The following is a 13603-nucleotide window of genomic DNA, read 5'->3' as shown; positions in this document are numbered from 1 at the left end:
TCCTTACTCATCACATTGTATCGATACAATGTGTGCTATTTGGTTGTTATCAGGTTGAAATTCACGCTATATTGACAACAATTTTTGATCAATGGATTTATTGTCACCATGACAATCTGGACGCCCGACCTTGCGGCCTTCGATGGCCCCCTCTACCTCAAGCTGGTCAAAGCGATCGAACAGGGGATCGTGAATGGCGAGCTGCCACCGCAGACCCGATTGCCTACCCACCGATCCCTGGCGGATCGTCTGGGTGTCACCGTCGGCACCGTCACCCGCGCCTACAGCGAGGCGGAGCGACGCGGCCTGCTGGCCGCCCGGGTGGGCCACGGCACCTGGGTCAAGGGAGCGAACACGGATCCCGCCAATGAGTGGGTGATCCGCCAGGAGGAGGGGCACCGCATCGAGCTGTGGCAGAACCTGCCGGTACAGCTGGATCGGGCGGCCATCATTCGCCCCATGCTGGGGGAAGTGGCAGACGGGGATCTCAACGCCCTGCTCGGCTACGACAAGGAGGCGGGACGACCGGATCAGCGCCAGCAGTTCGTCAACTGGCTGGCGGAGCAAGGGGTGGCCTGTAGTGAGGATCGCCTGCTGTTCAGCCACGGCGCCCAGCACGGCATCATGCTGGCGCTGCTGGCGACCGGCTGCGTGGGGGAAACCATCCTGTGCGAGGGGCTGAGCTACCCCGGTATGCTGGGCAATGCCCGCCAGCTGAAAAATCAGGTGGTGGGGCTCGCGATGGATGAGGAGGGGCTGCTGCCCGAGGCGCTGGACACCGCCTGCCGCACCCGCCGGGCCAAGCTGCTCTACCTCACCCCGACCCTGCAAAACCCCACCACCGCCATTATGAGTCTGGCGCGACGGGAGGCAATCGTCGCCATCGCCCGTAACCACGATCTGCTGATCATCGAAGATGACGTCAACGGCCTGTTGCCCCAGCAACCGGTGATCCCTCTGGTCAATCTGGCGCCGGAGCGGGTCATCTATCTGGGCAGTCTGGCCAAGATCGCCTGCGGCGGCCTGCGGGTGGGCTTCGTGCTGACGCCCCCTGCCCTGCGCAGCGCCTTCGCCCAGACCATGCGGCTGTCGAGCTGGATGGTGAGCCCGCTGCTGATCGAGCTCGCCTGCAAAATGGTCAGTCAGCGCCAGATCATGCCGCTGGTCGAGCAGCAGCGGGAGATCCTCAAACGCCGTGGCGAACTGCTGCGCCACCTGCTGCCTGCCGCCCGCTGGCAGCCTGGCAGCATGCACGCCTGGCTACCGCTGCCTGAGCCTTGGCGCAGCCAGCAGTTTGCTGCCGCCGCCGACGCCCTTGACGTTGGCGTGGCGAGCGGGGAACACTTCGCTGCCGGTCAGTTTGCCGCTCCGCAAGGGGTGCGCCTGAGCCTGAGCCAACCCGCCACCGACGCCCGAGTCGGCGAAGGGCTGGCCCGTCTGGCGCAACTGCTGCAGGGGACGCCCCCCAGCAATCCCCTGCTATAGTCAGGGCCAACCGACCTGACCTTCACGCTTCATCGTCATTGCCAAGGAGATGCCGTGCCCCCCATCAGAGCCGCCCTGCTGCTTGCCACCCTGTTGTTGGGTGGCTGCGCCTCGTCAACGACCCACCAACAGCTGGGGGCCGCGCTCAATGGACTGGAAGGGGAGTTGCAACGACTGGAAGAGGAGCTGGCGGCGATGAACGGCCTGCACTATCAAAAGGCGATCGATGCGCCGCTCAGTTTGCGCCGTGCGCTCGGGGCGCCGCAGCCCACACCAGAGGGGCTGGTACCGATGACCAGCAAGCTGGAGGATGGGCCAATCCTGCGCTATCAATACCGACTGCCAGCGGGGATGGCGAGCCTATCCCAGGACAACCTCTGCCAGCGCTACGAGTTCGAGCTGCGCCATCTGGGCCGCCTCGGCAAGCTCGAAGTCAGCTGGCAAGGGAAACTAGGGAGTGGTTCACACCTGATCCGTCAAACAGAGTGTGTCTTTCTCACCGGGGTACATGGCTCCCGGTAACCACCTATAGTGCCCTCTCCCTTCCCGCGCTGACTACTGTCACTTTTCCTCCCTCCGCAGAGTTGTCGCTATGTTCCTCTTGGGTCTACTCTGATCTACTCGTGGAGTATTGAAAGGACGCGTGCATGACGATACTGCTGCTCGAAGAGGATCCCCTGCTCCGTAGCGCCATCACCAGAGAACTGACCGAACAGGGTATTCCTGCTGAACGGATCCACCACCACAGCCATCCGGGTCAGGAACGCAGCGGTCTGCTCACCCTGCTGCAACAACAGCCATTCGATGCCATTGTCTGCCAGCAAAATAGAAAACTGGGCCATGACGGCGCCCGCCTGCTGCATGAGGCACACTACCTCGGCCTGCTGCAACCCGCCTGCGTCCTGTTGTTGCTGGATGCGGACCAGAACGAGCAGGATTTTCTCCCCTCGGACCTCTACTTCTCCCTCCATCTGCCACTCCCCTTCATGGCAGGAGAGCTCACGACTGTGCTCAAGCAGTTGGCACAACTGAGCAAAATGACCCACACCCTCGCCCCTCCGGCCCTGCTGCGGGAGTGGAAACTGGCTACCGCCCTCTGTGAGGACCTGCTGTTTCAACGGGAGAATCGCTCGCTGACCCCCTGGCTGGATCGGCTCAAGGGCTACCTGCTGCTGCAATCGACCGAGCGGGTCACCGCCGCCCAGCACTATGCCCTCTGTGCCAACGAGTATCAGGCGAGCTGGCCAAGGGCCGGGCTCTTCTACGCCATACTGGGGCTCGGCAAATTGCAGAGCGCCCGGATCGACTTGCAGCGCCATCAGGCCAGCGTCTCGATGGCCACCCGGCTGGAGCTGCAACTCGCCAGCCAGCTGCATCAGCATTACTGGCTGGCGGCCTGGGAGACCATGGGAGAGCTGCTGCAGGTCCGCCCCCATCAGCCACGCTGGCATCAACTGGCGATGTTGCTCGGGCTGGTGCTGCAAGATGAGGAGAAGGTGCTGGAGCAGGCCAACAGCCTGACCCTGCGCCACTTCAGCGAGCAGCGCGTCCGGCTCGCCATCGACAGCTTCATGCTCAATGCCAGTCTGGCGGTGCTGTGGCGCGCCCCTTCCAGCAGCCGGATCCGCTCCCTGCAACAGGAGTGGGAGCACCTCAAACGCACCGTCCACCTGCAACCTCACGAATATGAGCTGCTGCAGGCGTTGATGCTGGGGCTGGATTACCGCTTCGACGAGGCGCTGATCCTGATTGCCCACCACCAGCCGGATGAGGGGAGCGACAACCACCTCACCCTGCTGCTCGGCTTTGCGGTCAGCCAGTTCTGCGGTTTGCCCCACCACGCCCAGCGTTACCTGATCCAGCTGACCCAATACCGCGTCAGGGTGGCGCCCCACCCGCTCACCCGCCAGCTGTTCCACCATCTGGTGGCTGAGCTGGGCCAGCGCCTGACGGCGAGAGAACAACGGCTGAGCGAACTGCGCCAGCTGCGCCACAAGGCGATGCAGGCCAGCCAATATCAGACAGCCCTGCAAGCGGGCTTGCAATTGCTGGAGGAGTTCCCCGCCCTGCCGGGCGATGCCTGGCAACTGCTGGAGCTGCTGCAACACTGCTGGCCTGCGGGTATGGCCGCTCCCAGGGTGGCGCTGCTGGTCGATACCCTGGAACGGCGCCTCAAGCACAGCCCCGCGTTTCTCGATCAGCATGCCCAGCAGTACCAGCGCACCCTGCAGGAGATACGTACCCACCTGCAGCCGCACCTCTCCGGCAGCGGCCCCTCCTGTCTTATCGCAGGGCAGCCCGAGCCGTGATGATGCAGACGGCGTGCAAACCGGCATTGTTGGCAAAGCCAATATAGAGAGAGGGGAGCCTTGGCTCCCCTCTCTCTATTTGTTCTCTGTCAGCTGATGGTGATGAGCGTTGGGCTCAAACCAGTGCGTCACTCTCCAGCGCCGCCTTGAGAAAATCCTTCCAACTGATGATGCCGACCAGAGCGCCATTCTCCAGCACCGGCAGGCAGGAGACCCCCTTCTCCAGCATCAGCTTGACGCCGTCGCGCACGGTGAGATGAGGAGCGATGGTGACGAGCTGACGACTCATGATCTGGTGGGCCCGCTTGTTGAGGGTTTCGGTATCGCGGCTCATCTCGGCTTCGGAGTCGAGATAGGGGCTGATGGCGCGGAACAGATCCCGATCCGAGATGACCCCCACCAGCTCCTCCTCTTCCAGCACCAGCAGGTGGCGAAAGTGTGCCTGCTCGAAGATATCCCTGATGACTCGGAGTCGATCATCCATTGAAACGGTGGCGACCCGGGTCGTCATAATATCCCTGATATGCATGCTAACCTCCCGTAACCAAACTGGTTTCTCTGTTATGGCATGTTTTTGCAGTGCCAGCCAGTAGCCAGCCCTTCGCTACAGTGCAAATCAGCGTCATTTCACGTAAGATCCGCGCCAGTTTTTCTCCTCCATTTTGAGCAAGCAGATCCCACCCATGATAGTTGCCAGTCAAATCGAACTGATCCGCGGCGGCCGCAAGCTGCTGGACAACGCCTCCGCCACCATTCATCCCGGCCACAAAGTGGGTCTGGTGGGCAAAAATGGCTGTGGCAAGTCCACCTTTTTTGCACTGGTACGGGGCGAGCTGGCCATCGACAGCGGCACCTTCAGCCTGCCCGCAGGCTGGCAGATTGCAGGCGTGGCGCAGGAGACCCCGGCGCTCGACTGCTCCGCGCTCGAGTACGTGATCGACGGCGACAAGGAGTTCCGCTCGCTGGAAGCCCAGCTGGTACAGGCCGAGCAGGATGACAATGGTCTGCTGGTGGCCGAGCTGCACGGTCGCCTCGATACCATCGGCGCCTACAGCATTCGCGCCCGCGCCGCCGAACTGTTGCACGGCCTCGGTTTCAGCGACGAGCAGCTAAGCTCGCCGGTGCGCAGCTTCTCCGGTGGCTGGCGCATGCGCCTGAACCTCGCTCAGGCGCTGCTCTGCCGCTCCGATCTGCTGCTGCTCGATGAACCGACCAACCACCTGGATCTCGACGCCGTCATCTGGCTGGAGAAGTGGCTCAAGGGCTATCAGGGCACGCTGGTGCTGATCTCCCACGACCGCGATTTCCTCGACTCGGTCATCAGCCGCATCATCCATATCGAGAACGGCAAGCTTAACGAATACACCGGCGGCTACTCCGACTTCGAACTGCAGCGCGCCGAACATCTGGCCCAGCAGCAGTCGATGTACGAGAAGCAGCAGCGCGAGATGGCCCACATGCAATCCTATGTGGACCGCTTCCGCTACAAGGCCTCCAAGGCCCGTCAGGCCCAGAGCCGCCTGAAAGCCATGGAGCGGATGGAGAAGATCCTGCCCGCCCACGCCGACTCCGAGTTCAGCTTCGAGTTTCGCGAGCCCTCGGCCCTGCCGACCCCGCTCATCGCCATGGAGAACCTCTCTGCCGGTTACGGCGACAAGGTGATCCTCGAGAAGATCAAACTCAATCTGGTACCCGGTTCCCGTATCGGTCTGCTCGGTCGCAACGGCGCCGGTAAATCGACCTTTATCAAGATGCTGGCGGGCTCCAACCCGCCGCTCTCCGGCAAGCTGGAAGTGAGCGCCGGGGTGAGCATCGGCTATTTTGCCCAGCATCAGCTGGAGACCCTGCGTCTCGACGACACCCCGCTCGATCATCTGGTGCGCCTCGCGCCGGACAAGACCGAGCAGGAGCTGCGCAACTATCTGGGCAGCTTTGGCTTTCACGGTGACAAGGCGCTCGACAAGGTTGCCCCCTTCTCCGGCGGCGAAAAGGCGCGGCTGGTGCTGGCGCTGATCACCTGGCAAAAGCCCAACCTCTTGCTGCTCGATGAACCGACCAACCACCTGGATCTGGAGATGCGCCACGCCCTGACCATGGCGCTGCAAGGCTTCGAAGGGGCCATGGTAGTGGTATCACACGACCGCCACCTGCTGCGCACCACCACCGACGACTTCTATCTGGTGCACGGTGGCCGAGTCGAGCCGTTCGACGGCGATCTGGACGACTACCACAAGTGGCTCGGCGAGCAGGAGAAAGAGGCCAACGCCAAACCGGCCGATGGCCCCGTCTCCGCCAACTCGGCGGTGGCGCGCAAGGATCAGAAGCGGCGCGAGGCGGAGTTCCGCCAGCAGACCCGTCCGCTGCGCCAGAAGCTGGAAAAGCTCGAAGCGAGCATGGAGAAGCTGCAGGGCAAGCTGGCCGACATCGAAAATCAGCTGGCCGACCCCGCCATCTATGAAGAGAGCGCTAAAACCAAGCTCTCCGAGCTGCTCAAATCCCAGGGCCCCCTCAAGGAGCAGCTGGAAGAAGTTGAGCTGGAGTGGATGAGCCTCTCCGAAGAGCTGGAAACTATGGAGCAAGCCTTCTTTGCGTGACGAACAGCTGATGGCCAGCGAGCGGGTCGCGGTCCACGAATTGCCGACGCCGATCGGCTTCTGGCACTGGAGCGGCAAGGTCTATGGTGAACGCAGCCAGGATTGGCTCACCGTGCAGGAACAGGGGGGCAACGTCAATCTGGCTCTCCTGCTGCACCGGCTCGATCAACTCGGCATCGTGGTCGATCTGACCGACCTGCAACCGGCGCTGGTGCAGACCGAAGCGGTGTTGACCCCGTGGCGCGCCCTGCGCCAGAGCGCCAAGACGCGACTCGACGAGCAGCAGTATCAGTCGATGCTGGCCCACGAACTGGAGCTGGAGCGGCTGCAACAGGGCGTCCTGTTGCAGACCCTGCGCAGCCTCTCCCTGTTTCGCGGCAACAGCCGCAATTTGTTGAACTATCTATCGTTACTGGGTGCCCAGCAGGGCCCCCTCAGAGATCTAATATGCTGAGCTACCGCCACGCCTTTCACGCCGGCAACCATGCCGACGTGCTGAAACACGCCGTTCAGGCCCTGATCATCGAGTCCCTCAAGAAGAAGGAGAAACCCTTCATCGTGCTGGACACCCATGCCGGTGGCGGTCTCTACGACCTGCGCGGCGACTGGTCCCAGAAGAAGGCCGAGTATGCCGACGGCATCGGCCGCCTGTGGGACGAGCGGGCCCAGTGGTCTGCCATGGCCCCCTATCTCGGGGTCATCGAAGAGATGAACAGCGATGGCCAGCTGCACTACTACCCCGGCTCGCCGGAGCTGTCGCGTCGCCTCACCCGCGAGCAGGACAAGCTGGCGCTGATGGAGCTGCACAACAACGAGGTCGAAGACCTGCGCGCCAACATGGGTTACGACCCTCGCGTGGCCGTGCACCACCGCGACGGCTTCGAGGGGCTGATCGCCCTGCTGCCGCCGACCCCGCGCCGCGGGCTAGTGCTGATCGATCCGCCCTACGAGCTCAAAGAAGATTACTTCGCCGTGGTCGACACCCTGAAAAAGGCGCAGAAACGCTGGGCGACCGGCATCTACGCCCTCTGGTATCCGATCCTCGGGCAGGAGGCGGACAAATCCCGCGACATGCTGCGCGCCATCAAGCGGGAAAACTTCGGTAACGTCTTGGTGGCCGAGCTGGAAGTGGCTGGTCAGACTGCCGACTGGGGTATGAACGGCTCAGGCATGCTGATCATCAGCCCGCCCTGGATGCTGGACGAGCAGATTGAAGCCTTCCTGAAACCGCTGTGTGCCAAACTGGCGCAGGGCGCCGGCGCCCAGTACAAGGTGGAGTGGCTCAACAAGGCCGAGGATTAATCCCCCGCCCCCGCTGCGCTCACCGAGTTCAAAAGCAAAAGCCCCATCACGGGGCTTTTTCTATTGGTGCGGCCGGTGTGTGCGGCAGCCTGAACCTGCGCGCCCTATGAGCGGACGGGCAGATCCTGTTTCAGCGCAACCAGCAACAGGGCCAGCAGGCCAAAGGGCGGAAACAGACAGAGCAGGGAGCAGATAAGGGTGATCAGCGCCGGATGCTCGCTCTTGCGGCGCGCCAGTCGCCAGGCGATGACGCCGACGATGACCATCAGCAACGCAATGAACTGGCCAAGCAGGGTGGCATTGATATTCATGAAAGATCCTTTTTCATGGGCAAGTGTGAAGAACCTGTACTTTATCGCCTTGGTTGCGATTGGCAACCGCTGAACCGCACCGGCCACTCGCCCGTTGATAGGTTCTCTCTATTTCGGCAATAGATGAGAATAGTTTTCATTTAATCTCATTTCGGCGGATACTCTCATCATCAACAGAGGGAGCAGCCATCATGAAAAAGACCATCAGCTTTGCCATCCTGCACTTCGGTGTCGCCTTTACCGTGGCCTACCTGCTGACCGGTGAGCTGCTGACCGCCAGCCTGATCGCCCTGATCGAGCCCGCCGTCAACACGGTCGCCTTCTACTTTCATGACCTTGGCTGGCACAAGCTCAAGCCAAATCACAGCCTGCAGGCCAAGACCAGCAGCTTCGCGGTGGTCCACTTCTCGGTGGCCTTCGGAGTGGCCTTCCTGCTAAGCGGCGAGCTGCTCACCGGCGGCGTGATGGCGATGATCGAACCGGCCATCAACACCGTGGTGTTCTTCTTCCACGAGCGGCTGTGGCGCGCCCGCAGCCAGCAACTGGCGCTGGCCTGATCAACCGGTCAACCCGCCTCCCCCTTTATCGCGGCCACAAAAAACCCGACATTCCGGCCAGGAGTGTCGGGTTTTTCCGCTTGGCAGCCATTCAGCTGTGCAAGTGCGCTCGGCTCCCCTGCTGCATTGCCCTGTAGAGTGTGTTGTAGTAGGCAGATATTCCCTCTTATTGCTGGAATCTATCGATGAACAAGACCTTGCTTGCCACCCTGCTGTTTGCCCCTCTGCTGGCCAGCGCCGCAACCCCCTCCTTTGACTGCACCAAAGCCTCCGGGTCGGTCGAAAACCTGATCTGCAAGGATGCCGGACTGGCCGCCCTTGATAACGAACTGGCGGCACTCTACCCCAAGGCGATAGCTGCGCTCTCTCCCGAACAGCTCAAGACCGAGCGCGCCATGCAGCGCGGCTGGATCAAGGGTCGCAACGACTGCTGGAAGGGGCAGGATCTGCGCCAGTGTGTGGAGGATAACTACCTGCTGCGGATCACCGAACTGCAGATCAGCGGCGGCCAGCTGATGGTGCCGGCACCGGTCAACTACAAGTGCGGCAAGAGCGTCACTCTCTCTACCTACTTCTATAACGATGCCAAGCTGCCCGCCGCGGTGATCAACCTGAGCGAGGGCGACAAGCAGCAACAAGTGCTCGCCTATGAAGCCCCCAGCGCCAGCGGTGCCCGTTATGAAGGGCAAAATCTCACCTTCTTCACCAAAGGGGACGACGCCACGCTGGAGCGTTACGGCCAGCCAACCCTCACCTGCATGGAAAATCCGACCAAGGGCTGAGGCTCATAGGGGCGGCTCATCTTGCCGCCCCACCTTGACTAGATGGCGATATCCAGCGGTTTTCCTTCCCGCACAATTCGCAACTTGAGCGACCCCGGCTTGCCGGTGCTGAGCAGTTCACGCACCTTGTCGATCTCGAGGGGACGATAAGCCACCCCGTTGATCTGCTCCAGAATGTCGCCGTTGGCCAGACCATAGGGGGCCAGATCCCGTTCATCGCTGTAGTAGACCTGCAGATGCTCGCCATCAAAACGCACCCCGATATTGCGCAGGATTGGCGGCACTTTGCGCGCCAGGCTATCGGCGTCGTAGCAGAGCATCATCCGCCCGGGCATGATCGCAAAGCGATTGAAGCGGTTAACAAAATCCAGCCCCAGACCATACTGCTCATTGCTGTTTTCCGACACGCGCAGTTCACCGAGCTGGCGCTCATCAAAGTGCAGGCCGGTGAGGATATGGTCACGCCCCTCCACCATACCGCTGGCGTCCACCCCTTTGCGTGGCATCGCATCTTCGCCAGAGATCGCCTTCTGGCTCGCCATAAAGTCGATAAAGGCATGGTCGGCATAGCTCTGATCGGCCCCGGTATCCAGATACATGCGCACACTGCTCTCGCCGTGGGTCAGATACACTGCCGGGGAGCGGTTGTAGCTGTCTTCATAGCCGATGCAACGCTCGAACGTGGCTGCCGACGGTGCCGTCAGCGAAGCTATGAGCTGATGCTTGTCGCGATCAAACACCCAGTTGAAACGGCGGATGGTGTCGATCCCGAGGATGCCATCGATACGGCTGCCAAGAGACTGGGAGAAGAGATCGAAATCAACTGTTGCCCACAGATCGCTGTCATCAATGGTGACCGACCCCAGCGAGAAGGGCTGCGGCTCAACAAAGCCAAGCTGCTCGCTGCCCAGTTGGCTCGACACGCTGCTCACAGTGGCAAAATCAGCCTGATAGGCCCTGGGCAATTCGCTTAAGGTCAGCGCCTTGAAACGGCTGGCCAGACGACGATCGATAAAGGTGATACTGGCCCCGGTATCCAGCAAAAACTGGTACTGCTCACCCGCTATGGTGACGGGGATCAGGGGGGCGCTTTCGTAATGCACTGTCAGCACCGGGCCGGGTGCATTGTGCTTGGTGGATGAATCCGGGGCTGTGCAGCCTTGGACGACGAACAGGGCCAACATGGCCAGCGCCACTTTTAACTGCGACTTCATAACTCTCCTTCCCGATAGCTGATGCCCCCGCGACGCCACCGCATAATGCTATCTTGTTGATTTATAGATAAATAAGCTGTTTCAGCGGGGATCGCGGACAATAACAAAGAGTTTTATGCTGGTTCAAGCCAGATATGACCATGAATATTCTATGGGGATTGATAAAGAATGGCTGTTCACGCTATCTCGGCACGTCATCAATCGTAGGCGACATTTGATTAATTTATTGATCTTGCACAGAAAATCTCAATATTGAGCTTTCTCTCCACAGCGCCATGGTTAATATTGCCATTTGGCAACACTTGCCTCGTCGGAGTCTCCCATGAGCCATGCCAACCCCATCCCGTTGGTGAACCGCAGCAGACTGGAAGCTGAAATTCAGGGGCGGTAGCCATGCCAATTCCCCTGCCTGCCAAGCCGGTGACTCACCCACAACATGCAAATCAAGGTGGTGTATGGAAACACAAACCCTGTATCGAGGTCGCTTGATCGACCATATCCAACTGGTGGTCAAAGATTTGGTCGCCAGCCAGCGCTTTTATACGGCCATTCTCACCACCCTCGATATTCCGCTGGGCGGCACAGGGGAGGGCTACTTCTGGGCAGACGAACTGTTTGTCACCTCTGTCGATAGCCCCGCCGCGCTGGGGGCACTGACCGGTCGCCACCACCTCGCCTTTCAGGCGCAAGACCGCGCCATGGTAGATCGTTTTTATCAGGCCGCATTAGCTAACGGCGGCAAAGACAACGGCGCCCCCGGCGAGCGTAATTACCACCCCGGCTACTACGCCGCCTTTGTCTTCGATCCTGATGGCAATAATATCGAAGCGGTTTATCACGGTGAGGCAAAGCGTAGTATGGAGTCGGTGGAGATTCGTTTTTAGGGAAATAGTATGTAGAGTGCCTCTTAAACCGAAATAATATAGGGTTATAAACTTTACTTAACCTGATTTAGTTCAAGCTAAAATATTGGTTTTTACAAGGATAAAGCTACATGTATGAGATTCAGTTAAAAGAAAGATTTATCGGATATTCTGCTTCTGTTGCAAAAGAGGGTGAACAAGTAAAAATTAACATCTCAGGTATGACTTCAACAGAAGATGGCGATCTTCACCTCAAGTATCTCGATGGGTTTCCCGCTATGATTTTATCTTCCCTTAATAAGGATATTCAACCCTGTGATATAAAAAATATGGTCGTGTTAGTTTCAAAAGATTTGAAAGCCAAAGTATATATCAATGAAATTGAAATCCATGGTCAGGTACATGTTAAAGCAACAAATATTGAAAGAGGGCAGGAAGTTAAAAAGGATGACATTTCTGGATTCGAAAGAATACAACTAAAGGGTATTGAGTTTACCGAAGATCAAGCTTATTGTTGCATACTATCATATGGCTGGGATAGAATTTATATTTTTGACTTTTCACCTTTAGATGATAAATTTGAAAGAAAAATTGAGTATGATGTAGAAAAGCTTTTAGGCTCATGCTTTTCTTATCTCACTTTTGGAACTTTTCATAAAATACCGCCTTCAGTTTGGAATAACATATTAAGACAGAATTGGTTTCCATTTTACGCATTGAAGTTATCTACTGTGGAATCACTGATTAGTCATGCTAGGAATGAATGGGATATTGATGAATTAATGGAAGATATAGAGCATGATACTCTTTTATATATAGAGGAAAGAAGACAAGCATGGGGTAATGATCAAAACCTTGCATCATTCATTTCCTTTTTAGATCGCGCCATGGCTAGACATAAAGAAAATGACTTTTTGAGCTCATCATTAATTATATATCCAAAAATTGAAGCTTTAATCAGAAAAAGCTTTATTACAGATCACCCAGACAAGGAGGGCCGCCAGCAAAAGGCATTAATAGAACATATTACAGAAAAAACCACACGAAGTATTTCAGCACTGACCACTTTCATTCCTGACAAGTTCAGACGCTACCTTGAAGATTGTTATTTCAAAGATTTTAGTGTCACCTGTGATACTAATCCGGTTAGTCGACATTCTATCGCTCATGGGGCTAGCACAATTGATAAGTTTGATAAAAAAGCATCATTGCTTGGATTATTAGTATTTTCACAAATAACCGAATACATCCAACAATCGTCTCAATGGTCAAACTTACCACCAACTGAAGTCACCTCTGATTGAAGTGATTACTCATTTTTTGAACGGAAAAGTTTATTCAGACCATCGCAAATAACCCCACCACTAAATAAGCAAGGATCGGAAGCTCCCCTTGCGAGCTTGATATCGCCCGGGCGTTGTTGCCCAAATCGACGCAGCTTGAATGAATCCAAACGAGTTCGCAGGTTCGATTAGCGAAGCGTAATCGGACGTTCGCGGTCACAATATTTCGTGATAGCACCAGTTGTCTTTAGAGACCGACGTTTATACGGCCTCTTTATTCACCTGTGGCTTTGCTGGCGTAACACATTCAAAGGAGATTTATGAAGCCAGACTTAACCGGTACACGGATTGTACTGCGCACCATTGGCCCGCACGATACTGCCGATCTGTTCGAGATTTATGGCAATCCACTGACCATGGAGTTTGCCTCTGATCCCTGCTTTACCTCTCCCGCCATGGTGGCGCAGATGATGGCGAGCGTGGTGCGGCTGGAGCAAACGGGGAAGTCGCTGGAGTGGGCGATTGTCGAGCGGGAGGGCAACAAGGTGATCGGTACCTGCGGCCTGCACAGTTTCAGCGAGGCGGGCCACAGCTGCGAGGTGGGCTGCCTGCTCAATGCGGCCTATTGGCGCAGAGGGTTTATGTCGGAAGCGCTGGGATTGCTGTTCGCCCACGCCAACACGTTGGGAGTCACCAGCCTCACCGCAGATATCGATGCAGATAACGTCCGCTCTATCGCCCTGTTTGAAAAGCTGGGCTTCAAGGTGCATGCAGGGCGCTATCAGCGCATGCTCTCCTTTGTCTGACCCGAGACCAGAGGCACAGCCCCCTCACCTCTCAGGCCGTTGTGGCAAGGATCAGGCATAAAAAAACCGGAACCCAAGGGTTCCGGTTTTTTCATTC

At 57.9% G+C, this 13603-nt stretch carries 14 protein-coding genes; 11 read left to right on the top strand and 3 right to left on the bottom strand.

Annotated features, from left to right (window positions below; translation table 11 throughout):
* Nucleotides 1–108 precede the first annotated feature (108 nt).
* The 3 genes from G5221_RS15450 to G5221_RS15440 all read left to right on the top strand — a co-directional run bounded on the left by G5221_RS15450 (nucleotide 109) and on the right by G5221_RS15440 (nucleotide 3794).
* Entirely contained in the window at nucleotides 109–1485 is a 1377-nt protein-coding gene (locus G5221_RS15450) for a PLP-dependent aminotransferase family protein (RefSeq protein ID WP_421258281.1), read from the top strand.
* Between the two features lie 54 nt (nucleotides 1486–1539).
* A complete protein-coding gene (locus G5221_RS15445; protein ID WP_421263543.1) occupies nucleotides 1540–2007 on the top strand; it encodes a hypothetical protein in 468 nt (155 codons plus the stop codon).
* Nucleotides 2008–2132: 125 nt separating this feature from the next.
* Nucleotides 2133–3794, top strand: a complete 1662-nt coding sequence (locus tag G5221_RS15440) for a hypothetical protein (RefSeq protein WP_421263542.1) — start codon at nucleotides 2133–2135, stop codon at nucleotides 3792–3794.
* Nucleotides 3795–3909: 115 nt separating this feature from the next.
* Here the strand turns inward: G5221_RS15440 and G5221_RS15435 are convergent, their stop codons facing one another.
* Nucleotides 3910–4323, bottom strand: coding sequence for a CBS domain-containing protein (locus G5221_RS15435; protein WP_040068349.1), 414 nt, complete (start codon nucleotides 4321–4323; stop codon nucleotides 3910–3912).
* Between the two features lie 154 nt (nucleotides 4324–4477).
* On the opposite strand from G5221_RS15435, the gene G5221_RS15430 reads away from it, so the two are divergent.
* The 3 genes from G5221_RS15430 to G5221_RS15420 are packed head-to-tail and all read left to right on the top strand — an operon-like array spanning nucleotide 4478 to nucleotide 7690.
* Nucleotides 4478–6388: an ABC transporter ATP-binding protein gene (locus G5221_RS15430; protein ID WP_421263541.1), complete on the top strand. Its 1911-nt coding sequence runs from the start codon at nucleotides 4478–4480 to the stop codon at nucleotides 6386–6388.
* On the top strand, nucleotides 6381–6842 hold the full coding sequence (locus G5221_RS15425) for a DUF2390 domain-containing protein (RefSeq protein ID WP_005343337.1): 462 nt from the start codon (nucleotides 6381–6383) through the stop codon (nucleotides 6840–6842). The genes G5221_RS15430 and G5221_RS15425 overlap by 8 nt, the downstream gene beginning before the upstream one ends.
* Nucleotides 6836–7690 carry a 23S rRNA (adenine(2030)-N(6))-methyltransferase RlmJ gene (locus tag G5221_RS15420; RefSeq protein ID WP_047439456.1) on the top strand — a complete coding sequence of 285 codons (855 nt, stop codon included), beginning with the start codon at nucleotides 6836–6838 and terminating at the stop codon, nucleotides 7688–7690. The genes G5221_RS15425 and G5221_RS15420 overlap by 7 nt, the downstream gene beginning before the upstream one ends.
* 104 nt (nucleotides 7691–7794) lie before the next feature.
* On the opposite strand, the gene G5221_RS15415 is transcribed toward G5221_RS15420, so the two are convergent.
* Nucleotides 7795–8001: a hypothetical protein gene (locus G5221_RS15415; RefSeq protein ID WP_021229528.1), complete on the bottom strand. Its 207-nt coding sequence runs from the start codon at nucleotides 7999–8001 to the stop codon at nucleotides 7795–7797.
* 191 nt (nucleotides 8002–8192) lie between these two features.
* Between G5221_RS15415 and G5221_RS15410 the strand changes: the two genes are divergently transcribed.
* A complete protein-coding gene (locus G5221_RS15410; protein ID WP_042084552.1) occupies nucleotides 8193–8558 on the top strand; it encodes a DUF2061 domain-containing protein in 366 nt (121 codons plus the stop codon).
* A 185-nt stretch (nucleotides 8559–8743) separates the two neighbouring features.
* Nucleotides 8744–9340, top strand: coding sequence for an MliC family protein (locus G5221_RS15405; RefSeq protein ID WP_201973521.1), 597 nt, complete (start codon nucleotides 8744–8746; stop codon nucleotides 9338–9340).
* A gap of 38 nt (nucleotides 9341–9378) precedes the next feature.
* Here the strand turns inward: G5221_RS15405 and G5221_RS15400 are convergent, their stop codons facing one another.
* On the bottom strand, nucleotides 9379–10554 hold the full coding sequence (locus tag G5221_RS15400) for an aspartyl protease family protein (protein ID WP_421263540.1): 1176 nt from the start codon (nucleotides 10552–10554) through the stop codon (nucleotides 9379–9381).
* Nucleotides 10555–11009: 455 nt separating this feature from the next.
* On the opposite strand from G5221_RS15400, the gene G5221_RS15395 reads away from it, so the two are divergent.
* From G5221_RS15395 to G5221_RS15385, 3 genes are all read left to right on the top strand, one after another.
* Entirely contained in the window at nucleotides 11010–11438 is a 429-nt protein-coding gene (locus tag G5221_RS15395) for a VOC family protein (RefSeq protein ID WP_421263539.1), read from the top strand.
* Nucleotides 11439–11548: 110 nt separating this feature from the next.
* The gene (locus G5221_RS15390; RefSeq protein ID WP_421263538.1) at nucleotides 11549–12721 is read left to right on the top strand and encodes a hypothetical protein; all 1173 of its coding nucleotides are present in this window, start codon (nucleotides 11549–11551) and stop codon (nucleotides 12719–12721) included.
* Between the two features lie 299 nt (nucleotides 12722–13020).
* Entirely contained in the window at nucleotides 13021–13506 is a 486-nt protein-coding gene (locus G5221_RS15385; RefSeq protein ID WP_421263537.1) for a GNAT family N-acetyltransferase, read from the top strand.
* The last annotated feature ends 97 nt before the right edge of the window (nucleotides 13507–13603 follow it).

Source organism: Aeromonas sp. 602200, from assembly GCF_049173895.1.
GTDB lineage: Bacteria > Pseudomonadota > Gammaproteobacteria > Enterobacterales > Aeromonadaceae > Aeromonas > Aeromonas veronii_A.
Note: the sequence above shows the minus strand (reverse complement) of the source record. Positions and strands in the feature narration are given on the sequence as shown.